Here is a 22,039-nt window from a genome sequence, read left to right on the forward strand (position 1 = left end):
AGGCATGCTTCAAGAGATGATCTGGATCGACTCTTGTTCTCCTCCAATTGATCCGACGAGGAGTCGTCGCATGTCGCCACTGGTTTCCATCGTCCCGGTTGCCTTAACTTGGTCGCCCGGCTTGAATCCCATCTCGTAGCCGATGTGGTAGGTAACCAGGGGCACGCCTTCTTCAGTGTCAAAAGAGATCGGATAGAGCAAACTTTCATCGCGGTTGGTGATTTTCATTTGCCACTGCATGGTCATCGGTTCCGTAGCTTGGAACGGAGCGGTTCGTTCGGTCTCGAACAGAATTTCTTCATCCGTTAATACCCCCCGGATCGTGAATCGAGTTCCTTGGTAGGTGCCTTGGTTGAATTTCCGCTCAGCAATTGTATGAAATGTATGGTCGTCGATATCCGGAGGGCGTTGAATGTGGATGGGATCGATTCGCTTGATATCGTCGAACTGGAATAGCTCTTCCTCTTTTTTCAGAAATTGCGTGATGACCGTCTGACCGTAGATGACCAAGTCGATATCGGAGTTTTCGTTCCCTGCACCCCATAAAAGGGAATCGGTCAAACCAATCTCGGAGGAAGGGACTTCGCAGTGCTCGGCAAGAATTTCGATCAGGTCAATCGCCTGGGCGAGCAGCGGCGGTTGGTTTTCTCGATCAGCAAGAAGCTGGCGTGTTCGCTTGAGTGGTTTGAGATGCTGCTCGATCTTATCAACGGGAACGGCAATCCGATCGGTAACAAATCCCGGAAATGACTTCTGTAAATAGGCCATCGCGGCCGCGTAAGTGTCCAGCCATTTGTTTCCTTCCGCGTACTTAAGCCCGGCCGTCACATGCCCGGACGGATGCTGATCTCCCAGGACGTTAAAGATCAATCCTTCAGAGGTGAGCAGGTAGTCTTTGTCGCGATACATGGTAGCGTTTCCTTGAAACCTGATTTCCCGGATTGATTAAGAAGCAAAGATTGAATGGATCCATCACGCAGCTACGAGTCTTTTGCCTACGACTCAAGTAGGATTCGCTGCTTCCATCAAGAGGCCCATTGTAAATGATCCTCTCTTCGTCCAGATTAGGGGAAATCAGGAGTCAGGCAACCGGGCAATAAGGTAAGTCGAATGACGCGATTGACGTTTCACGGGGCGGCGGAAACGGTCACAGGTTCCAAGTATCTGTTGGAGGCTGATGATTCGAAAGTCCTGATCGATTGCGGAATGTTTCAAGGGCTGAAAGAGCTCCGCTTGCGAAACTGGGATCCCTTGCCGTTCCCGGCTCACTCGCTTGATCGCGTGGTGCTGACGCACGCTCACATCGACCATACCGGCTATTTACCCCGGATCGTTAAAGATGGGTACCACGGTCCAATTCTATGCACGCCGGGTACCAAGCGACTGACAAATCTTCTGCTTTTGGATTCGGCTGAAAACCAAGAGCGTGACGCCGAATACTTCAATTTGAAGGGACTATCGAAGCATAAACCAGCACTGCCGCTGTACGACCCGAAAGATGCACGTAAGGCAATCAAACAATTAACGGCGTTGCCACGCGAAGAATGGCACCAGGCAGCCGGCCCCATTTGGATTCGCTTTCATGATGCTGGCCACTTGTTGGGCTCGAATATGATTGAAGTCGAGATCCGCAACCAGGATCCTCCGCTACGGCTGTTGTTCTCCGGTGATGTCGGTCGTTACAACGCGCCGTTGTATCACGACCCGCACGAACCACCCCGCTGTGACTTCTTGATATGCGAAAGCACCTACGGCGATCGGGACCATCCGCAAGGAGATGTGCTCGATTCGCTGGAGGTTACGATGAATGAGGCGATCGAACGAGGTGGTGTTATATTGATGGCATCGTTCGCGGTTGGACGTGCTCAGCAGTTGATTTATCTGCTACAAGTTTTAATGCACGCCGGTAGAATTCCGCGAATCCCGATTTATCTCGACAGTCCCATGGCGGTCGATGCGACTGAGATCTTTCGTGACTTCGCCGAAGACTTCGACCTTTCCGAAGGTCGACTCAATGGACCGTCGAGCGTATTAAATGAATCGAACGTGCACATGGTGCGTAGTAGTGCGGAATCGAAAAAGCTGAATAAGGTCAAAGGACCAGCTGTAATTATTGCCTCGTCCGGCATGATGACTGGGGGACGAATCTTGTTTCACCTTCGTCAGCGTTTGCCTTGGCACCAAAACACGTTACTGGCCGGCGGCTATATGGCCGCGGGTACCTTAGGGCGAAAAATCCAGGAAGGGCATCGTTCCGTTCGGATTCATAAGCGAGACGTTCCCGTTAATGCCCACTTGGCGTCCGTTTCCGGATTGAGTGGCCACGCCGGTCAAAGTGAATTACTGCAATGGGTTTCTGGTCTGCCGAAGCCGAAACTCGTCTTCCTGACGCATGGCGAACCGGAAAGTGCTTCGGTGCTTTCCGGACTCATGCGACAACGCTTCGGTTTTCGCACCATCATTCCACGGATGGGAGAATCGTTTGATCTTGAGGAGCACGCATGACGCCCAAACATGAAGAAGAAAACCTGGAACAAATTGTCAATTCTCCTAGCTATGTGCTGCCGCAGAACGATACCGACTTCCTTGCCGGCGAATCGATGCGTGGCGTTCGTTTGCAATTGGAGTACACCAAACCACAAGAGTTTCTGACGCGACAGAAAATCAACTCGACGATTATCCTCTTTGGCGGCACGCAGATTGTCGAACGCTCGCAAGCCGAAGGTCAACTGAAACAACTAAAAAAGCAACTGGAAGAAGAGGGCACGCGACCTGAACTGGAACGCGCCATTCAGCGAGCCGAACGGCAACTGGCCAAGTCAAAGTATTACGACGAAGCCAGAGCTTTTGCCAGTCTTGTCTCGCAGCATTCATATCATAACGATCGTTATGACTACGTGATCGTCACCGGGGGCGGACCCGGAATCATGGAGGCGGGCAACCGAGGCGCCTATGATGTTGGAGCACCTTCGATTGGCTTAAACATCACGCTACCCGAGGAACAGCATCCCAACCCGTATATCACGCCCGGGTTGTGTTTCATGTTCCATTACTTCGCAATGCGGAAGATGCACTTCTTGATGCGCGCCAAGGCGTTGGTCGTTTTCCCAGGCGGGTTCGGCACCTTCGACGAATTGTTCGACGCACTGACCCTCCGGCAAACCGACCGTATGCAAGCCATTCCGGTTATTCTTTACGGCACGGATTATTGGAAGCAGGCGATCAACTGGGAGTTCCTAGCGGACGAAGCGGTTATTCGTGACGAACATTTGGAACTCTTAAACTTTGCCGATTCTCCCACGGAAGCCTGGAACATCATCACCAAGTTCCACGAAGCAGACCCTGAAGCCAAGGTGATTGCCCCATGAGCCGCGGACAACAACGAACATTCGGCAACATCCCTCCGGTAGCTATCGTTACCGGAAGTGCAAAACGTGTGGGGAAGGTGATCGCCCAGCACTTGGCTGCGTCGGGCTACCGAATTGCCGTACATGCCAATCATTCGTTGGACGAAGCGAAGCAGTTTGCCGAGCAGTTGAAGGAGCAGGGGACCGAGGCCAGCGCGTTCCAGGCCGACCTGACGGACGAAAGTCAGATCAAAGATTTGATCGATTACGTTCATTGGTACTTTGGTCGGATCGATGTACTAGTCAACTCCGCATCGATCTTCTTTCCCACTCCGTTGGATGAACTAACCGAAGAAGACGTCCAATCGTTGTTCAACGTCAACACGTTCGCTGTGCTGAATTGTTCGAGGTGGGCCGCGGAAAGGATGGTCGAGCAAGAGACGGGCGGAGCCATTGTAAACATCGCTGATTGGTCGATCGTTCGTCCCACGAAGGATTTCTCCGCCTACATCGCTAGTAAAGGGGCATTGCCGACGCTAACGCGAAGTTTGGCGATCGACCTTGCCGCGCGGAACCCAGCGATTCGCGTGAACGCGGTGCTACCTGGTCAGGTGCTTCTGCCTGAAGATGTCAGCGATAAGAAGCGTCAGGCTGCCATCGATGCGACACTCGTCAAGCGCTTGGGCGAACCCGAAGACGTCGCGCAGGCGGTTCAGTTCCTGATCGAAAGTCCTTTCGTAACAGGAGTTTGCTTACCGGTCGACGGAGGTCGCACGATCTTTGGCGGGCAATTCTACGACGCTAGCGTTCATGGTTAGCAGCATTGCCACTCTGCGATTTCACCGCAGAATCTCGGACACAAAGTGATAGCATTTCCTGGCGAAATCGGCGCTGTATCGATTTCCGGAATCCTCTAGAATTCCGCCGCGACTTTCCGCGTGCATCGGGAAGGATCCGAAAATTTCATCAGGAAGTGTTCCATGCGAGTTCGATTGTTGGTCAACCACGGTACCTGGTCGGCTGCTGTCCTGGCAGCTGCAGGATTGTCATTTACGGGATGCGGTGGCGGAGATACGAGTCCCCCGGCCGTTAGCATCGAGCAAAACACCGATGGTGGATCTGCACCACCGGCCGCTTCGAGTCCGGCTCCGGTCGAGGTTGCTGCGACACCACAAACAAGTCCAAGTGTCGCCAACCCAGCGGCAACGCCGGCCGAAACTCCAGGCCTTGTTTCGCAGAACCCTAACAATACAACCGCAACCGTCGCCACCACCGCCCCGGCTGCCCAAACGCCAACAGGCGGAAACGCGGATATGCAAGTCAATGCACCCGCCGGTGCTGCCCCCGCTGGTCAACCAGAGCTTCCTCCGCCGATGACACCGGCCGAGATTGCGGCTCAGATGGACCTCGACAACGTTCCCAATGGAACGCCCGTCGAGATGCTGAAGTACATGAACGACCTGACCGCGGTTCCGTTTCCCAACAATGCTTCGCCGCAAGATCTGCGACGCTTCGCGACCAAGGTTTACTCGAACATTTTAACTGCCGGTGATCGCCTCTTGGCGGCTCCTGCGGCTACTTCCGACCAACGTCGGGCGGCGGTTCAGTTTAAGTTCAACGCCTATGAAATGCTGATTCAGATCTTGCCAGAGCAAGCCAATGAAATTGCTCAAGAGCGAATTCAGTTCGCCCAAGGCATCGCGGCAACGAAAGATCCGAACGTCGCTCGGTTCGCACGACTGTTCCTCTTCGAGCAGATGCTGGCCCAGTTCGCTTCTGGCGAAGAATCACTTTTCCAGCCGGTGATGGAAGACTCGAAGTACATTATCGAAGATCCGAATGCAGACATCATGCATTTCGGTGTTGCTGAGAATGCGGCTGTTGTTTTCGCCCGGATGGGTCACACCGAAAATGCCGTCGCTATTTTGAACATGATGAAAAAGTCGTTTACTGGTGCCAAGGACGAACAGCTTGCTGCTCGTGCTGCCGAACTGGATGACATGATCCTGCAATACAAGATTGTCGGTACCATGATGGCCGCCGCCAACGGTGACGAAACGCAGGAAGAAGTCTTGGTGACCAATATCCGTAATTGGGTGGCCACCAAGCCGAACGAAAACCTTGAACCACTGCAAATGATGTCGACCATCGAAATGCAGATGGAAGACTACGGCAAAATGAACTTGGCTCGTCGCATTGCTGGGTTGATGCAAGAGTTCTACGGCGATCACCCTGATCCGCAGGTTGTGCAGTCCGTAGCGACTTCGGTAAGCAACGCTCAGAAGCGTACCGGTTTGATTGCCAAGCCGTTCACTGTCGAAGGCAACACCATCAACGGCGTTCCTTTCGATTGGAGCAAGTATAAGGGCAAGTGGGTCCTGGTCGACTTCTGGGCGACATGGTGCCCGATTTGTCTGGAAGAAATGGCCAGCATCAAGCAGGTTTATCAGAAGTATCGATCCAAGGGATTTGAAGTCGTGGGTGTGAACCTCGACGACGATCCACGTGCCCGAGCGGCCTTCTTCCAAGCGAACAGCTTGCCTTGGCCGACCGTCGTGAGTGCCGATCCAGACAACACGGGCTTCAAAGATCCAAATGCCGTTCGCTGCGGTGTGGAAGCTTTGCCGTTTTTGGTATTCGTTGGCCCTGACGGAACAGTTGTCGAGATCAATCCTCGTGGCGAACGACTGGAAGAACTCCTTCTAAGTGTCCTGAACCAAGGCTCTGGTGGTGTGCAATCGTTGTCGAACCCTGTTCCTGGGGTCACGCAAACACCGGGGATGACTGCCCCAACCGGCAACATGGCAGCTCCAGCCGGTCCAGCGAACCCTTCCACCGCAGACTCGGACGTCAGCTTGAAAGTTGTTCGTTAGTTCACAAAGCAATAAGAAACGACGAGGCCGGATGTCATCATCCGGCCTTTTTTTGTGCCTTAGTGAAGAGCGATACGGTTCGTGAATTTGGTTTGTGCAACTCTATAATTGCCAAATGGGCGTTTCGCGAATTCCTCTTCTCAAGGAGATGATAATGCTTTTCAAGTCGTCGATGATCGGAATGAGTCTTTGCCTAGTGAGCTTTGTTGCTGCGCAATCAGACGCCGCTGAATTGAAAGCGGGAGATGAAGCTCCTGCATTCACGTTAGATGGTGAGTCGGCCGATCCAGTCAAGCTTTCAGACTTCAAAGGGAAGAAGCTGGTCATCACGTTCAACCGAGCCAACTGGTGCCCATACTGCATGAAACAAGTGACCGATTTGCAGAAGCATTATGGCGAAATTAAAGATGCAGGCGCCGAGTTGCTGGTCGTGTTTCGAGAAGAAGCAACCGGTGCGGATGGCTTGAAAAAGATTCGTGACAAGACAAAAGCAACGATGCCGTTCGCGCTTGATCTCGAAGCAGAAAAGACGGGCGCCTACAGTCCTGAAGGATTCGATACGTACGTAATCGACGAGCAAGGTAAGATCATCACCGTGCTCGAAGGGACGAAGCCCGATCGCCCCATGGGAGACGAAATCTTGAAGGTTCTACGCAAGTAGTCTTCCTACGATCGGCGTGCGTCGGAGATGAAACTACTTTCCGGCGCACAATTGCTCTGCCACACGACCGGCCACTAGGCGGGAAGAATTCGTCCAACGGAAAACGGCCCCAAAGCTTATTGTGCGGGCCGTGGTGGCTCTTTGCCGGGAGGAGGAAGCCACTTGATGACAGGCGGGGTTGTTCCTTTGTAGTCACGGATCGCCAGTTCCTGCTTGACATAATGTTGCGGTTGGCGACTGCCAGGGATTCGGAAGCTGTCCCCTTTTTGCAAGATTGGTCGCGTCTCTGGGGACTGGCCGAATGGGAAGTCGTTTGTCATTTCTACAGCGACCCACCGCTCTTTTCCATCCGCAGTTTTCGTGAGGAACTCTGGATAGCAGTGTCCAGGAACCCAAACCGTTCTTGCGGGGACTTCGCCGGCACGACAAAGGGCAACAAACAGGGTTGTCATCTCTTCACAGTCGCCCTTGCCATCGGCGAGTGCAGCCAAGGCGCCCTTCATCGGGCCATTTTCGTAGGTGACGTTTTGGTGAACGTAGTCGTAATACGCTTGGACCTGGTCCCAATTCGATCCGCCGTCGACTGCCAACGACTTGGACAGTTCAACAATCTTCGCGTCACGGCTTTCAATTAGCGGGCTGGGTAAGAGGTATTTGCGTTGATCGCGATTCAGATTCCGAGCGTTGGGAATTGTCAACGATTCTGGCGAACCGGGGGAAACAATCGGATCCCGCTGCACCTCGAAGCGAAGCACTACTTGAGCAGTTTCCCCTGCAGCTAGCCGAGAAATGTCGACTCTCGCTTGTTGGGTCCCATCGAGCTCGACAAAGCGTACCGAGGCATTTGCCGGCGTGACGTCTTTGCCGACTAACTTGACCTTCTGATCTTCCCATTCTGCCGGTACCGGGAATGTCGCCGTGACACCAACGGTCGGGCCAAAGACTTCCAACTGGAACCCGGTTTCGAAGACGTTGGCTTCGGCTTGCTCCTCGACGGCACCGAATTGAGCCTGGGCATAGTTGCCCAAGCACAGAGTCATTATGAGAGCCCAACAGAGTTGCTTAGCCACCGAGCACCTCACGGACGAACTCGACACGTGGTTTGCCTCCGCCGCGGACCGCTTTACCACTCAGCTTTTCATTCACGAAGCGGACCGGATCTTTACGATCGGGCAGACGGAAGTTGTCCCCTTTTTGAATGATTGGAGGATGATCGGGCATTTCACCAAATGCTCGAGCACCGGCGACGCGGCAAGGATACCAATGGCCTTCCCCCTCTTCGTCTTCCAAGTAGAACTCGGCGTAGGCAGAATTAGGAATCCACACCATACGTGCCGGAACATCGATCGCACGGCACATTCCCACGAACAATCCCGTCACATCTTCAAAGTCGCCGGTTTTGTTACGCAGCGCGGTAATAGCGTTGGTCGGCTTGGTGGAAGTGAAGGTAACATTGTCGCGCACCCAGTCATAAAGCGTTTCGACCTTCTTCCAATCATCCTCGATGTCGCGAGTTAGCTTGTTGGCCTGTGAGCGGATTTCGCCATGGCGTGATTCAATGTAGGGGCTGGCCCCGAGATAACGACGCAGGGCTAACGGCATTCGCTTTGGCACCTTTAGGCCAGACGTATCGGTCGGAGGCGAGGCGGAGCGACGCTCGACTTCAACGGTGATCAGAGCTACCGCCGTTTCGCCTGGGTTAAGGCGAGGAACCGAGATCATCATCTCTTTCACGGTTCCTTCGACCATGCGGTAAGCGACACGTTGAACTGCCGGCGAGACTTGTTCGTCAGCCAGGCGAACCGTCTGTTCGGGCCAGTCGGCGGGGACAGGGATCGTCGCGACTAATCCGGCGCAGGGGCCACCGACCGCTTGGATTTTGACACCGACCTGGTACTTCGTCGTCTTCGACGTTCCCAGAACGGCTTCCGATTCCGCCTCCGCAGGTTGGACGTTGTCGAATTGAGCCCACAAACTGCCAGGGCAGAGCAGGGCTGCGAGAACAAATAGCGTACGGATGCGAACAGCAAGAGTTAAACGCGGCATGAATCTCGGGCGAGGTTGGAAGAACAGTTGAGCCAGCGTCTTCCTTGAGCGTCGACGGGTAAGCGTTCCTTCACCCACCGCTCTTACTCTATCTTAGTCAGTTTGTCCGGGATTGGGTAATTTGGGGTAGCTGTCTGGAAGAGTTCCGGGAAAGTCCCGGGGCTTTGGCAACGACAACCGTTATCGCAGTTATCAGGGTTACTCCGGCGGGCGAAACACCATCCCTACGAGGTGTAGGCTCGCGTCAGAAGGCAAGCAAGAAAGAAAAAAGCCGCCTGGGGGTGCGTGAAGCACGAATCATCCAGGCGGCTCAGCTCGTTTACGAGAGTTTCAGGTTATCGCGCCGGCGGAAGGGTTTCCGCGGGAGTCGGAGCGATATAGCTAGGTCCAACATCGTACGAACCTTCGTACTGGATAGCTGGATCGTAGGACGTAACTGCAGGGCTGATCGATTCAACAGGTCCGCAGCAACCATCGTTGCTCGATCGCCAGTTGAAAATACTACCCCCGCAGCGGCAACCGGCGGTCGCGGCGAAAATCGCCACGCACGTCAGCAAAAGCGTAAAGCGCTTCATGGGATATGACCTCATGGGAACGTTGCGACTGGGGAAATGAAAAACGGGAAATGTCTTGGCTACGGAACACTACCCCACAATTAACGAAGTGCAAATTCAACATGAGAATTTCTCGCAACATCGATGTTGAAAAAAATCATCGCAGCGCTCGAATTGCGTGATAGATTTACCTTGATGGATTGCGTGACCGTCGAACTCCCCCCAAGCCAACGACTTTGATGAACACTACCTGTTTACCTATCCCGCCTGTTCGGACCTGCCTGTTTGCTCTGCTACTGTTAGTCGTTTTCGGTCTCCCTGCCAGGGCCGAATCGTCTGGCTATCGCGATACCGAAAATGGGTATCGGTGTGGATATACATGTCACACCCCGCGTCCAGGCGACGAGATTTATAAAATCTCAACCCGCTGTTTGCCTGGCGGTTGTGGTTGGGAATTGCCTGTCGAGAACGCTCAAATCTGGCACTTCGTGGTCGGAGAAGGTTGGGTTCCCATCGATTGGCAGGAATTAACCTCGGCCGAATCACCAGGTGGATTGACCAGCGTGTACATTCACGGCAACTGGATGGATAGCTATTGGGCCGAACGCCGTGGATGGGAGATGTACCACGAAGTGACGCGGGATCTCTCTATGGAGCAAAAGATTCGCCACGTTATCTGGTCGTGGCCGACCCAAGAGGAGAAACCGGCCCTACGCGCTGTTCGACAGCACGCGGTTCGAGCGGACGATGATGCGTACTACTTGGCGTCCTATCTCCGCACCCTGCCGACCGACGAGCAAGTCTCCATCTCTGCGTTCAGCCTCGGAGCGCGTGTGGTGACGGGGGCATGTCACTTAATGGCTGGTGGGATGCTCGGGGGGCGTATACTTGAGCCAACCGAACGGAATGAAAAAGGATATCGTGTCGCTTTGTTTTCGGCTGGCGTCACCTGTTCCGCTATCTGGCCAGGTGGACGCAACGGACAAGCCCTCGAAGTGATCGATCGTCTCTACAATGCGTTCAATAGTTCCGACCGGGTGCTGAAACACTACAAGCTGGCATCTCAGCGCAAGGGAGACCAAGCGGCTGGCTACACGGGGTTTGCCCTCACGGGCGAACAACGACAGAAAGTCGAGCAGGTCAACGCGGCCAACGTACTGGGCAGAGAGCACAGTTGGGATAACGTAGTCTGTGCGTACTGCTTGATGGAACGAGCCCGCGACTACTTACAATGGCGCGAACTCGATTAGCCGCTTGCGTTAGCGCACGAAAACACCGCGCTGCGAGGGAATCGCGGCACGGTGTTGGTTTGATTTGTTTCGGCTCGGAGCCGCTTAGTTGCCTTCGCGGGCTGCTTCTTCGGCTCGGTAGGCTTCCAGAGCGTCAGCTTCGCGTTGAAGCTTAAATTCCGGCCCTTCCGCGTAGTATTGCACGTCGTCGGAAATATAGTACGGACTCGGCAGTGTCTGGCCACCGACGTCCACTTGGCAACCGGTACCGGCCAACAACGCGAGACATCCGAGACCGGAGTACAACGTGGTTTGAATCCAGGTGCGTTTCGTTTCCATCCTTGGAAGTCTCCACCATGTCGGCGACCGGTTCGTCATGAACCGAAGGGTTGAGGTTCGCCGCGTAGCTGTTAAGGTCGCGTGAATGAACAACGCATGTGATGCGTAAAGTCGTTACATTCGGTATCGACCCATCTGGGCCGAAACTTTGCTCCAAAAACTGGAAAAACCGGCACAAACCGACGAATCCATACATTCGTCCTAATTTGAAATTAAAAAGAGAGGCCAAACCAGGACCGCAGGCGACCGATTATGCCCCGCAATGTCGCGGATGAAGTGGCGCAAGTTTGGCTTTTTCGATGAAATTATCGCACTCGGGGGGTAAAATGGCATGAACACCTCCGCAGCAGCAAATCTCGAAGGAGCTTGCCGATGCCCTTGGCTAGCAGCCGCCATCTGTCCATTCTGATTCTCGCCATCTTTACTAGCGTTGCTACCCTTTCCGAGGTACGGGCGCAGGGCCGTAGCCGCACCGTTCCGCCAGATGTCTACTTCGCTGGTTTCCCATCCTTGTACGAGGGAGATTACGTTGGTGCCGCGGAAGTGTTCACCGCCGCTAACGGCAGCGCCATTCGCTCGACCGAGGGGCTGTGGATCGACTCGATCTGCTATGCGACCATGCTGGGGGAATGCTACTACCAGATGGGCAACAACGCTAAAGCTATGGAAAGCTATAACAAGGCGCTGTTAATCTTCGTCCAGAATTCCAACTGGATGCTGCGAATCTCCATCGAAAGCTTGGGGACCGTCGGAGCCACAACCAATGACTTGCGAAGTGGCGTCACCTGGGGAAGCTCTGGGCGAAACACGCTGATAGGTTCTTACCCAGATGTCTATCCGATGATGCAGGGAAATTCGAATGCTCAGAATCAGCAGGTAGCACGCTCTGGTGGCGTGTTGATGGCTGCTCAGATCTATCCCGTGCGCGGGGAGGAAGTGGCCCGCTGCATCGCACTCTCGATCTTTCGCCGCCAAGAGATCTTGGGACCAATCAGCGAGCATGATGGATTGAGCCGCAATGTGGCCGGTATTTTGCAGCGCCGGCCAGCTCCTCCCAATCACTGGCTGGGAATCCTGGTCGACGTTCAGCATGGCTTGGCCTTGGCATCGATCGGCAAGACCGACGAAGCGGTTCAGACCCTGCAGAGAAGCTTAGCTGTAGGTGGTCAGTTCGATCATCCACTGACATCGCTGGCCCTGCTTCAGTTAGGACGAATCGCGCTTCAGCAGCAGAATTATGCGGCGGCTCAAACCTACTTTCTGGAAGCCAGTTATGCAGCCACGGCTTTTCAACAGTATGGCCAAGTCGAAGATGCCCTCGATGGGTTAAGCCACTGCAGCATGATCACCAACCCGGGCCAAATCCCTCAAGGCTTGATCGATATGAGCAATTGGGGGCAATTACGAAACTTGGATGCCATCAAGGCGAAGCTGGCCATGTCGCTGGCCGAAGCGAACGTCTACATGGACAATCTTCAGGCCGCTTCAGCGTCGCTGGAAACGGCGCGCCGCGCAATCAATCGCCGCTCGATGAGCAACGGACGGATCGGGATTCGCTTCGCTTACCTTTCGGCGCTGGTCGCCTATCAATCGGGTAATGCGGCCACCGGCGCAAGCAGTTTGGCCACAGCGATAAAGGCGAACCGAGTAGCGTCGACTCGGATTTTCCAAACACAAATGACCAACCAACTTTTCGTGGCCAACACCATCACAGAGCGGGCTGCTCAATTGTTGTTTGACGAGCTACTTCGCGAACCGACCGATGCCGATTGGATCTCCAATCCATTCGAGACATTGACGGTATTGTTAACCCCTAACGGGGACGCGATGGAGAACTGGTTCAACACGTCGGTGATTCGTAAGCAACCGGAGCTATCTCTCGAACTCTCTGACCGAATTCGCCGGATGCGTTTTTTCGCCACCTTGCCCCTCGGAGGTCGTTTGCTGGCCCTGCGGTGGGTGTTGGAATCACCAGAGAATGCCCTCGACACGAAGGCAAAACTTCAGCGTCAGGAACTACTGACGAAGTTTCCAAATCTCAAAGTTCTGCAAGAAGAAGCCAAGAATTTGAGAGCCGAACTGGCACAAATTGAGATTCAACCAGACGAAAAGGAAGATTACGTCAAACAGCGGTCAATTGTTGAAAAGATGGCTGCGGTTTCGGAGCAATACGAGATGCTGCTTAGCGCCATCGCATTGCGAAGAACACCGAGCGAGTTTCTTTTTCCACCGCTGAAGTCGACTGCCGAGATACGCGAAAAGTTGGATGATACACAATTGGTTTTGTCGTTTTTCTCGACCTCCCGAGCGGTTCACGCGTTCCTCTTCACGAAGAAGGATTACCTAACCTGGACTCTCGATAACCCTCGGGAAACGAAATCCAAAGTTAACAATCTGCTCAAGCAAATCGGCTTGGTGAAACGGGACTCGCCCGTTCAAGCCAAACAGTTGAACGACACCGAGTGGAAGACAACCTCGGAAGAACTCCTCAAGTTGCTGATTACCAAGCTTGAAGCCTGGTTTCTGGGCAAACTACTCCGAATTAGTCATCGTGCCGGACGATGTGCTCTGGTATGTGCCATTTGAAGCTCTACACACCGACGATGGTTTAGGCGCCGGGCACATGGTGCCGCTTACCGACTTGATTCCCATTCGGTATGCTCCGACGGCTAGTTTGTCGGTACCTGAGAAATCAGCTCGGCCTCGCCCTCAAAACACGGCGATTGTTGTTGGCCGCCTATTCGCAGGCGAAGATTCCGAAGTGACGCAAAGCCATTTCGATCGCGTCCAAGGTGCGTTTATCAGTCCGGATCGCATCGATCGACCGACCTCTGGGCCCTCCAGCTTACTGGCAAAGGTGTGGGACCAAATGGTTGTGATCGACGATAGTGAAGATGCCAACCGTGGCGAGTTCTGGAACTGGTCCCCCGCTCAGGCTGATCGTGGCAAGGTGGGTAGTGAACTCGCATCCTGGCTTCGTTCTCCGCTAGGTGGACCCGAGGTGATTTACCTTCCAGGATTTCATTCCGGCGCAGAAGATGCTTTGAAGGGAAGTTTGACCGGGAACGATCTATTTATCACTTCACTCGGTTTGATGGCCACTGGTTCGGAAACTATCGTCCTCAGTCGATGGCACTCGGCAGGCTCGGCCAGCATGGCGATCGTCGAGGGAATCGGCAAACGAATGGATGAGATGCCAGCAAGTAAAGCCTGGCAGGAAGCGATGGCCGAAGTGAGGAATATGTCATTCGACCCAAAGCTGGAGCCTCGCATTAAAGGAGGCGATCCTGCAACGATTCCTACGCTCGACTATCCATATTTCTGGGCGGACATGATGTTGATTGATACCGGAATCCGTCCGCGAGTTGAGTAGATCAAACGACGTCGATTGCAGTAACCGCGGCCGTTTCTAAGCGGCTGCGCCGGCTTGGCGATATTTCAGCCAATGCCCCCAGCGGAGAATATTGGCCTGCAGCGAGTATCGCGAGTAGTGACAGACTCGCTGCGATTCTAAGGTGCGATTGATCCAACGAGCCTTCACGTCGTAATGATCGCTACCGAGGTCAATAATCGAGTCACCACGTTCTATTGAGTCTCGGATTTGCAAGCCCATCATCGCAATCCCAGGACTCAGTTGTTGGCAGTCGGGTTCATAGCCAACACGTAACCCAAGGACACGTCCTTGGTGGTGAAAGTTGTAGCTGAATGCAATCAGCCGTTCATTTTGGCGTAGCGTCATCAGGTCGAGCATGCCAAGACGTGAGGCTTTGATGAAGCATTCATGAAAGTAGGCCGCCGTCTGCTGATGGGAAATCGTTGTCCCATTCGTTGAGCTTCCTTGCCAGGTACGCTTGGCGAGCGCGACACATTCTTGGTAGAGCTTTTCGTTCGGGCAAAATGGACGGGTTCGATCGATTTCTGGGCGGTAACGTTCTGCCACGATCCCTGCCTGCTCGACTCTTCGAATTGCACGACGAACGGATGCCCGAAATTTCGACGTTCGTGTTTCCAGATATTCATCAAAATCGTCGGGCAATTCGATCGCGTAGGTCGGTTTCCAGGGAAGAGTGACAGGCGAAAGCGTCTGGCATCGCATCGCCGTGAATGTTCGTCCACGATCAAGTTCAGGTTCAATCCAGCGGAAATCGAGCATACCCCAGCTGCGAGCCGCGCCGGCCAGATACTGTAAGCCAGCATAAAGGGTTGCAGTCGGTTGACTTCCGATGGGACCAAAGAAGGGGCCCCAAGCATCAAGCGGGTAAGTCAGTACACGCACCGGACCGGCGTGTGTATATTCGATTTGTTCGACAAGCGGCAAGATCCCTATCATCTGGCAATCGACTTGGACTAGCAGAACGCACAGTTTTTTCCCTTCACCGAAGAAGTGCCAGTAGGTTTCTAGCCAATCGAGTGTCTGAAAGAACGTGCCGTGGGGAGTCTGTGCGAAAAGCTGATTCCAAAAGTAACGGTAGGCCCCCAAATCGCGGATATCGTTAATCTCGATCACTTTGGCCATGGTTTAGCGTCCCCACGAGCTAACTAGTAAGGCGGGCTTGTTAGATAAGCCATTCGTTGCAATCGCGGTGCCACACCTGGGGGAGAGGCTAAGTGTCGACCGGTCGTTCGCGTAACCTATTGCTAGATAAACGCTTCGGGCAAATGCTTTCGCACACGTCGATTTGACTTACGTGGTAAAAACGAAACGCTGTCGATATTCCGGTACACGGTTGTAGATTGATTGGCGGCTGAAACGGGGATGCTCGGCGCGGTCGTAACCTATAGCGACGACAAGTCTTAAACGGTTCGTCACCGATGCTCTGAGATCATTTTCGGGAACTGTCGCCACCAACGGATTCCCGAACGCTACTTTTCTGCCTCAATTCGCTATAATGAAGCCGTTCATACGAATGGTAACCCAACGCACCTTATGGAATAGATCTCAGGTGACAAGGGCACTTCGTCGAGAACAACTGCCCCACCAGTATACGATCAACACCATTGGCAACTTTCAAAGCAAGATCAGCACGCGCAAGGGATTCTGAATGCCAGCCGAGCTCCTAAGCCTCGTATCCGAGTTAGAGTCAAATATTAATCAGGTGGTGGTGGGAAAAGCAGACGTGGTACGAAAGTGCCTGATTGCGCTTCTCTCTGGCGAACATATCTTGTTGGAAGACGTGCCTGGTGTTGGTAAAACGCTGGTCGGTAAGGCTTTGGCCCGCAGCTTGTCGGGACACTTCTGTCGCCTTCAGTTCACGCCGGACTTGCTGCCGAGTGACATCGTTGGTTCGAACATTTTCAACTCGAAAACGAACGAGTTCGTCTACCATCCAGGGCCGATTTTCTCGAACATCGTCATCGCGGACGAAATCAATCGTTCGTCGCCTCGGACGCAAAGTGCCCTGTTAGAAGCAATGAGCGACCAACAAGTTTCGGTCGACGGCGAGACGCACAACTTGCCCAGTCCATTCATGGTGATCGCCACGCAGAATCCATTCGAGTTTGAAGGGACTTATCCGCTGCCGGAAAGCCAGTTGGATCGCTTTCTCATGCGAATCTCGATGGGGTATCCCGATCGAGCGGCAGAACGGGTGATCATGGATTCGCATCGTAATGGCGAACCGGTCAACGATCTCTCGCCCGTGGTCACATGCGAGCAAATTGTGCAGTTGCAGGAAAGCGTTCGCAAGATCGAGATGAGCGAGGCCATCAGCGAGTACTTGCTCGACATTGTCGACGGAACACGTACCAGCGATGACTTGGAAGTTGGGGCCAGCACGCGAGCCGGGCTAAGCTTGTTCCGGGCTGCCCAAAGCATGGCGCTGTTGGAAGGGCGTGACTTTGTAGTGCCCGACGACGTCAAACAATTGGCGGTTCCTGTTTTGGCTCACCGCGTGATTCCCAAGGGCTTCCTGCATGCTGGTCAACGGGAAGCGGTGGAATCGATGGTGGGACGAATCGTAGACGAGATCTCGATTCCCGTGTAACGTGCACCGGGACTGGTCGATTTTCTGCGCGATAATTACGACTCCGAAAGGGGGCAGCGATACGCCATGTCGGAGAACAATTCAAGGATCGGTTCCTGGTTTCGTTTTCGCGGCGTATCGATTACGCGAGAAGGAACCTACTACTTCCTGGTCTTTCTATTCATCCTGGCCGGGGCGATCGTCCGTAGCCGGATCCAGTTGTTGATGCTGTTGGCCTGTATGCTTCTCGGTCCACTGCTTTACAACGCCTGGGTTGTGTATCGCAGCATGCGATACATAAAGATCATTCGGCGCGTTCCTCATCTGCTCTCCTGCGGCGAGACTTTTTTCGTCGAACTAACCGCTAAGAATTCAGCACGTCACTCAACGTACGCGATTGTCATCGAGGACCAACTCGTTCAAACGGCTGGCGTCGATCCAGAGCCACCGAAAAAAGTGGAGGTCTTCTTTGCCAAGGTTGCTAAGCAAGGTGAGTCCACGCTGACCTATAAGGCTGTTATCCGCAAGCGGGGCAAATATCAGCTCGGTCCTTTGACGGCATCTACCGCATTTCCCTTAGGCTTGATGCGAAACACGCGGCCAGATCCTGTCGTATCAACCGTGGTGGTCATGCCACGATTAGGCTCGATGACGCCAGCTTGGCGAAGAATGATCCAGCAAGAGCAATCCGGGTTCTCTTCATCACGACGTCAGCATGGTCTTCTGGAAGGTGACTTCTACGGCCTGCGAGAATGGCGTTCGGGTGATCCAAAACAATGGATCCACTGGCGGTCGAGTGCCAAGCAAGGTGAGTTAGTCGTTCGCCAGTTTGAGAAACAGAACCAACAAGACTTTGTGCTATTGGTCGACGCTTGGATTCCGAAAGAGCCAACCCAGGAAGATAAGGATCGCGCCGAACGGATCATCAGCATGGCCGCTACGGCCGTACGCGACTTAGCTGGCGTTGGCGGTTGTCATTTGCAAATGATTTGCTGTGGCGCTCAGCTAGAAACGATTGTTGGAACGGTTTCCCAGGCCTACGTCGTCCAAGCGATGCACGACTTGGCGGTACAGGTACCCACGCACAAGCATCCCATCGGCGAGACCTTGCGAGACACGTTGAAAACATCGAAACCTGGCTCACGGATCGTCATGCTGACAACTCGTGACATCGATCTGTCCGACACCGAGGTGTTTTCTCGAATCTGGAACGATCCAAAGCTTCGCACTGACCTAGGTCGCGTACGAACGATCTCGGCGGGAAGAGACGAAGATAACCAGTTCTTTCATTTGCCTAAGCCTAAGGCCGTCCAGTTGGCGGAGGAAGAATCGTGAGAGTCGAACGACTGTTACAGATTAGCGTAGCGCTTCTTGCCGCCCTAGGTTCGTTACTTTTGGCAATCGGTCAAGGAGGTCAAGCGGCGTTGCCGCTCATGGCAACCATGGCCGCATTCTGTTCGGTCTACGTTACCGACATCAAAGGTTGGATCACTCTTAATCGCAATTTGGCCAACTTCGCGGCCTTAATCGCCGTGCTGTTCTCGTTCTTTGATTTTTGGGATGCGGATGATGCGAAGCTGATCGCCATTGCGAAGCTGCTGATTTACTTGCAGATCGTTCTCTTATTCCAGCCAAAAACGATTCGCGTTTATTGGCACTTAGCCGTCTTAAGCTTGCTGCAGGTTGTGGTGGCTGCTGCGCTGAATATGGGAGTGAGCTTCGGGCTCATGTTGATCCCATACTCGCTGACTGCGTTGACAACGCTTTGCCTCTTCTTTGTGTATCGCGAGACCTTACGCGTCGATCCCGAGCTTCGTGCGGCTCATGATGCCGTTGAGAATCGACCTTTGTTCTCATTTTTCTCGGGTAAATCGCCTGATCGTGGCGATCTGATCAACGATCCGAATGCGTCGGTCTCACTCGTTGGTCAATTGCCAGCGAATCTGGCCAATGTCTTCTCGAGCGGCAAGATGTTCGCCCAAGTGCTGAAGATGTCGTTCTTCACGTTGTGCGCGACCGTGATTTTGTTCTACAGCTTTCCTCGGTTCGACGAGGGAGGTGCATTTGGACAGTCGTTCGGAGGCGGTTTGGGCACGCAGACTGGTTTTAAGGATCAGATTTCGCTCAACGACATGGGCCAGATTCTGCAAAGCGATCAGTTTGTCATGCGAGTGCGCCTAACCGAGGTGAATTCGGGCAAGATCAAGGATACCGAGTACGAACCCTACTTTCGTGGAACGTCGCTCAGCACCTACTTCCCCAATAGCAAGACTTGGATCGTTGGGAACCTGCGAGAGTATCTCGTTTCCGAGATTAAACCGCCACCGGCCGGTCAGGATTACGTGCGACAAACGATCGCGACGAATCAGAGCATGCGGTTCGATCGGACGAATGATGGGATCTTACTGTTCAGCATGTACCCAGCTTACGCGTCGGATCGAACTTCGCCAGATATCGTGGATAATCAAACCTTGGGCGTCATCTCGATGTCCAACGACAAGCGGGCGAATGAGCGGCAGCCAGAAGAGTACGAATTGATCGTGCCATGGAACCCATTTGGCACGAAAAGCAACATAATCCCCAACCAACACCCATTGGATGACCGTGAGTTTCGGACCTATCTATACCGCGATCTGGTTCAAGTTCCGCTTGATAAAGACTTTGCGAATACGCTCTTTCCTGGTCTGCGAAATCTGGCAGACGAACTAGTTGCCAGTACGCCCGCAGGCGTCGATCGGACCGAGCCTAAACACGTGTCGATTGCCCAGCGAATGGAGCGTTACTTCACCTACGATGGTAATTACACGTATTCGCTGCATGTGTTACCTCACCTGAAGAATACCCGCCTCGATCCAATTGAAGACTTTGTTGTCAATCATAAGACAGGTCACTGCGAGTTCTTCGCCAGCGCGTTGGCCATCATGCTGCGGACGCAAAGAATTCCAGCTCGTGTAGTGGTTGGCTACAAGGGGGGCGAGTTCAACACGTTTGGCAAGTATTATGCCGTTAAACAGAAGCACGCCCATGCGTGGGTTGAGTGCTTTTTGACGTCCGATCAGTTGCCCGAGGGCATGAATCCCGACGACTATCCGAACGGCGCCTGGCTGCGGCTAGACCCCACGCCTGCTTCGCGTCCTTCGCCGAATCGCAAGTCGAGCGGAACCATTCTTGATACATTTCTCGATTGGTTCGACTACGTCGAGCTCGCTTGGCGTGACTACGTAGTCGACATGAATCAAGATCGCCAAACCAAGGACATCTACAAGCCGCTGACGGATAACCTGGTCAAGCCATTCGAGGGCTGGGTGAATCGCGAGCAATGGATGAAGTTCTTCCGCGAGTCACTCGAATCGATGGGGATTCACCTAAGCGATAAGATGTTCAGCGGAATTGCCTCGATTTTCACGATGCTAATCTTGCTGGTTTTAGTCGTCGTATTCGAGGTTGGTCGAACTGTCCTGCGGCACTGGTGGCCGCGTTTGCGAAAGCTATTCGCGAAGTGGTTTCCATCCGATTCCCACCGAGCAGGCTTCTACTTTAAGCTTGAGAAGATGCTGTCCAAAGCGGGCTGGCGACGCGAGAAGTCAGATACGCCACGCGAATTCATCAATCGCGTGATTGCTGATTGCCGCACCCGGAACGTGGGCAGCGAGATGGTTTCGCCGATGTCCGAATTGATCGACTGGTACTATCAGATTCGCTTCGGCGGACGGACGCTGGCTCCCCAACAGCAGCAAGCTATTGGAGAGCACTTGTTGAAGGTTGAACAGCAGACCGCAGCGATTCGACAGGCTAAACGTTAAACAGGAAGTGGCAGATATCGCCGTCGTGCATGACGTAGCTCTTGCCTTCGACGCGAAGCTTGCCCGCTTCCCGAATTGCCTTTTCGCTCTTGAAGTGTTCTAAGTCTGCCAAGGAATAGACTTCAGCCCGGATGAATCCCCGTTCGAAGTCGGAGTGAATCACGCCAGCCGCTTGAGGGGCCGTCGCTCCGACTGGGATTGTCCAAGCACGAACTTCTTTCTCGCCGGCAGTGAAGTAGCTTTGCAGGCCAAGCAACTTATAGGCTGCTCGTGCTACGACGGCCAATGCTGGTTCTTCCAAGCCAACACTTTCGAGCATCTCGCGGCGATCGTCGTCGTCGAGCTCGATCAGTTCCGATTCGATCTTGGCACAAACGGGTACGACCTCGCCGCCTTCTTCCGCGGCCCTGGCTCGGACGCGTTCAACGATTTCCCCTTCACCATTAAGGTTGTCTTCGTCGACATTGGCCAGATACAACACGCTTTTGGCGGTCAGAAGTCCGTAGTTTCGCACGATCTTGAACATCTCCGGATCGTGCCATTCGGCACTGCGGAGCGGCTTGCCATCGGCCAGCAGGGCATGGCACTGGTTCAAAATTTCGACTTTGGCCTTGGCTTCTTTGTCGCCGGAACGAGCAGTGCGGGTAGCCTTGTCACGCGCCGATTCCACCGACTGAAGGTCGGCCAGCATCAATTCGGTATCGATGGTTTCAATATCGCGAATCGGATCGACGCTGCCGTCCACATGGACCACGTTGGGCTCTTCGAAGCAGCGGACGACGTGAATGATTGCGTCGACTTCACGAATGTGCGAGAGGAACTTGTTGCCTAGACCTTCCCCTTCGGACGCCCCTCGCACGATACCGGCGATATCGACCAATCGCAGAATCGCTGGAATCACCTTCTGCGTCTTGATGAAGCTTTGGATCGTATCGAGTCGCGGATCTGGCACCGGCACCATTCCGACGTTCGGCTCGATCGTGCAGAAAGGATAGTTTTCGCTGGCAATGCCCGCGGCGGTCAGTGCGTTGAACAGGGTCGATTTACCGACATTCGGCAGCCCGACAATTCCGGCTTCCATGAACTCTCGCTTGGTTTGGCAAAAGAGACGATTGCGGGCACAACTTACGGCAGATTGCCCGAGGGAAACTGCTGATTTTACCGGAAATGAAAAAAGCGACCAGTCGTCGTGACCGATCGCTTTTCGTGTTAACCAAATCGAGG

18 protein-coding genes are annotated in these 22,039 nt (G+C 53.8%); 11 read left to right on the top strand and 7 right to left on the bottom strand.

Annotated features, from left to right (window positions below):
* Positions 1–9: 9 nt before the first annotated feature.
* Positions 10–909 carry a hypothetical protein gene (locus C5Y83_RS26795; protein WP_105332856.1) on the bottom strand — a complete coding sequence of 300 codons (900 nt, stop codon included), beginning with the start codon at positions 907–909 and terminating at the stop codon, positions 10–12.
* A gap of 201 nt (positions 910–1,110) precedes the next feature.
* Between C5Y83_RS26795 and C5Y83_RS26800 the strand changes: the two genes are divergently transcribed.
* From C5Y83_RS26800 to C5Y83_RS26820, 5 genes are all read left to right on the top strand, one after another.
* Positions 1,111–2,505 carry an MBL fold metallo-hydrolase RNA specificity domain-containing protein gene (locus tag C5Y83_RS26800; RefSeq protein WP_105332857.1) on the top strand — a complete coding sequence of 465 codons (1,395 nt, stop codon included), beginning with the start codon at positions 1,111–1,113 and terminating at the stop codon, positions 2,503–2,505.
* A complete protein-coding gene (locus C5Y83_RS26805; protein WP_105332858.1) occupies positions 2,502–3,368 on the top strand; it encodes an LOG family protein in 867 nt (288 codons plus the stop codon). The genes C5Y83_RS26800 and C5Y83_RS26805 overlap by 4 nt, the downstream gene beginning before the upstream one ends.
* On the top strand, positions 3,365–4,165 hold the full coding sequence (locus tag C5Y83_RS26810; RefSeq protein ID WP_105332859.1) for an SDR family oxidoreductase: 801 nt from the start codon (positions 3,365–3,367) through the stop codon (positions 4,163–4,165). The genes C5Y83_RS26805 and C5Y83_RS26810 overlap by 4 nt, the downstream gene beginning before the upstream one ends.
* A 162-nt stretch (positions 4,166–4,327) precedes the next feature.
* Positions 4,328–6,220 carry a TlpA family protein disulfide reductase gene (locus tag C5Y83_RS26815; RefSeq protein WP_105332860.1) on the top strand — a complete coding sequence of 631 codons (1,893 nt, stop codon included), beginning with the start codon at positions 4,328–4,330 and terminating at the stop codon, positions 6,218–6,220.
* Positions 6,221–6,374: 154 nt separating this feature from the next.
* Positions 6,375–6,881, top strand: a complete 507-nt coding sequence (locus tag C5Y83_RS26820; protein WP_158262537.1) for a peroxiredoxin family protein — start codon at positions 6,375–6,377, stop codon at positions 6,879–6,881.
* A 116-nt stretch (positions 6,882–6,997) separates the two neighbouring features.
* Here the strand turns inward: C5Y83_RS26820 and C5Y83_RS26825 are convergent, their stop codons facing one another.
* From C5Y83_RS26825 to C5Y83_RS26835, 3 genes are all read right to left on the bottom strand, one after another.
* Entirely contained in the window at positions 6,998–7,921 is a 924-nt protein-coding gene (locus tag C5Y83_RS26825) for a transglutaminase-like domain-containing protein (RefSeq protein ID WP_105332862.1), read from the bottom strand.
* A 22-nt stretch (positions 7,922–7,943) separates the two neighbouring features.
* Positions 7,944–8,927 carry a transglutaminase-like domain-containing protein gene (locus tag C5Y83_RS26830; protein WP_105332863.1) on the bottom strand — a complete coding sequence of 328 codons (984 nt, stop codon included), beginning with the start codon at positions 8,925–8,927 and terminating at the stop codon, positions 7,944–7,946.
* 335 nt (positions 8,928–9,262) lie between these two features.
* Positions 9,263–9,502 carry a hypothetical protein gene (locus C5Y83_RS26835; RefSeq protein ID WP_105332864.1) on the bottom strand — a complete coding sequence of 80 codons (240 nt, stop codon included), beginning with the start codon at positions 9,500–9,502 and terminating at the stop codon, positions 9,263–9,265.
* A 218-nt stretch (positions 9,503–9,720) separates the two neighbouring features.
* On the opposite strand from C5Y83_RS26835, the gene C5Y83_RS26840 reads away from it, so the two are divergent.
* On the top strand, positions 9,721–10,731 hold the full coding sequence (locus C5Y83_RS26840; protein ID WP_146117936.1) for a hypothetical protein: 1,011 nt from the start codon (positions 9,721–9,723) through the stop codon (positions 10,729–10,731).
* An 84-nt stretch (positions 10,732–10,815) separates the two neighbouring features.
* On the opposite strand, the gene C5Y83_RS26845 is transcribed toward C5Y83_RS26840, so the two are convergent.
* A complete protein-coding gene (locus C5Y83_RS26845; protein WP_105332866.1) occupies positions 10,816–11,049 on the bottom strand; it encodes a hypothetical protein in 234 nt (77 codons plus the stop codon).
* A 372-nt stretch (positions 11,050–11,421) separates the two neighbouring features.
* Here C5Y83_RS26845 and C5Y83_RS26850 point away from each other — a divergent pair, with 372 nt between their 5' ends.
* Complete coding sequence (locus C5Y83_RS26850; protein ID WP_105332867.1) at positions 11,422–13,635, top strand: hypothetical protein; 2,214 nt, start codon at positions 11,422–11,424, stop codon at positions 13,633–13,635.
* A complete protein-coding gene (locus tag C5Y83_RS26855) occupies positions 13,601–14,422 on the top strand; it encodes a hypothetical protein (RefSeq protein WP_105332868.1) in 822 nt (273 codons plus the stop codon). The genes C5Y83_RS26850 and C5Y83_RS26855 overlap by 35 nt, the downstream gene beginning before the upstream one ends.
* A gap of 36 nt (positions 14,423–14,458) precedes the next feature.
* Here the strand turns inward: C5Y83_RS26855 and C5Y83_RS26860 are convergent, their stop codons facing one another.
* The gene (locus tag C5Y83_RS26860; protein WP_105332869.1) at positions 14,459–15,565 is read right to left on the bottom strand and encodes a GNAT family N-acetyltransferase; all 1,107 of its coding nucleotides are present in this window, start codon (positions 15,563–15,565) and stop codon (positions 14,459–14,461) included.
* Positions 15,566–16,091: 526 nt separating this feature from the next.
* Between C5Y83_RS26860 and C5Y83_RS26865 the strand changes: the two genes are divergently transcribed.
* The 3 genes from C5Y83_RS26865 (at position 16,092) to C5Y83_RS26875 (ending at position 20,815) form a co-directional block, all read left to right on the top strand.
* Positions 16,092–17,033: an AAA family ATPase gene (locus C5Y83_RS26865; protein WP_199195145.1), complete on the top strand. Its 942-nt coding sequence runs from the start codon at positions 16,092–16,094 to the stop codon at positions 17,031–17,033.
* Between the two features lie 66 nt (positions 17,034–17,099).
* Complete coding sequence (locus C5Y83_RS26870; RefSeq protein ID WP_105332870.1) at positions 17,100–18,347, top strand: DUF58 domain-containing protein; 1,248 nt, start codon at positions 17,100–17,102, stop codon at positions 18,345–18,347.
* Entirely contained in the window at positions 18,344–20,815 is a 2,472-nt protein-coding gene (locus C5Y83_RS26875; protein WP_105332871.1) for a DUF3488 and DUF4129 domain-containing transglutaminase family protein, read from the top strand. The genes C5Y83_RS26870 and C5Y83_RS26875 overlap by 4 nt, the downstream gene beginning before the upstream one ends.
* On the opposite strand, the gene ychF is transcribed toward C5Y83_RS26875, so the two are convergent.
* The gene (gene ychF / locus C5Y83_RS26880) at positions 20,805–21,896 is read right to left on the bottom strand and encodes a redox-regulated ATPase YchF (protein WP_105332872.1); all 1,092 of its coding nucleotides are present in this window, start codon (positions 21,894–21,896) and stop codon (positions 20,805–20,807) included. The two genes, C5Y83_RS26875 and ychF, sit on opposite strands and share 11 nt — an antisense overlap.
* Between the last annotated feature and the right edge of the window lie 143 nt (positions 21,897–22,039).

The organism is Blastopirellula marina (assembly GCF_002967765.1).
GTDB classification, from domain to species: domain Bacteria; phylum Planctomycetota; class Planctomycetia; order Pirellulales; family Pirellulaceae; genus Bremerella; species Bremerella marina_A.

Coding starts and splice junctions, on each gene's coding strand:
- C5Y83_RS26870 (WP_105332870.1), top strand. CDS start 17,100: ATGTCGGAGAACAATTCAAGGATCGGTTCCTGGTTTCGTTTTCGCGGC.
- C5Y83_RS26850 (WP_105332867.1), top strand. CDS start 11,422: ATGCCCTTGGCTAGCAGCCGCCATCTGTCCATTCTGATTCTCGCCATC.
- C5Y83_RS26800 (WP_105332857.1), top strand. CDS start 1,111: ATGACGCGATTGACGTTTCACGGGGCGGCGGAAACGGTCACAGGTTCC.
- ychF (WP_105332872.1), bottom strand. CDS start 21,896: ATGGAAGCCGGAATTGTCGGGCTGCCGAATGTCGGTAAATCGACCCTG.
- C5Y83_RS26830 (WP_105332863.1), bottom strand. CDS start 8,927: ATGCCGCGTTTAACTCTTGCTGTTCGCATCCGTACGCTATTTGTTCTC.
- C5Y83_RS26810 (WP_105332859.1), top strand. CDS start 3,365: ATGAGCCGCGGACAACAACGAACATTCGGCAACATCCCTCCGGTAGCT.
- C5Y83_RS26815 (WP_105332860.1), top strand. CDS start 4,328: ATGCGAGTTCGATTGTTGGTCAACCACGGTACCTGGTCGGCTGCTGTC.
- C5Y83_RS26820 (WP_158262537.1), top strand. CDS start 6,375: ATGCTTTTCAAGTCGTCGATGATCGGAATGAGTCTTTGCCTAGTGAGC.
- C5Y83_RS26845 (WP_105332866.1), bottom strand. CDS start 11,049: ATGGAAACGAAACGCACCTGGATTCAAACCACGTTGTACTCCGGTCTC.
- C5Y83_RS26865 (WP_199195145.1), top strand. CDS start 16,092: ATGCCAGCCGAGCTCCTAAGCCTCGTATCCGAGTTAGAGTCAAATATT.
- C5Y83_RS26825 (WP_105332862.1), bottom strand. CDS start 7,921: ATGACTCTGTGCTTGGGCAACTATGCCCAGGCTCAATTCGGTGCCGTC.
- C5Y83_RS26840 (WP_146117936.1), top strand. CDS start 9,721: ATGAACACTACCTGTTTACCTATCCCGCCTGTTCGGACCTGCCTGTTT.
- C5Y83_RS26795 (WP_105332856.1), bottom strand. CDS start 909: ATGTATCGCGACAAAGACTACCTGCTCACCTCTGAAGGATTGATCTTT.
- C5Y83_RS26835 (WP_105332864.1), bottom strand. CDS start 9,502: ATGAAGCGCTTTACGCTTTTGCTGACGTGCGTGGCGATTTTCGCCGCG.
- C5Y83_RS26805 (WP_105332858.1), top strand. CDS start 2,502: ATGACGCCCAAACATGAAGAAGAAAACCTGGAACAAATTGTCAATTCT.
- C5Y83_RS26860 (WP_105332869.1), bottom strand. CDS start 15,565: ATGGCCAAAGTGATCGAGATTAACGATATCCGCGATTTGGGGGCCTAC.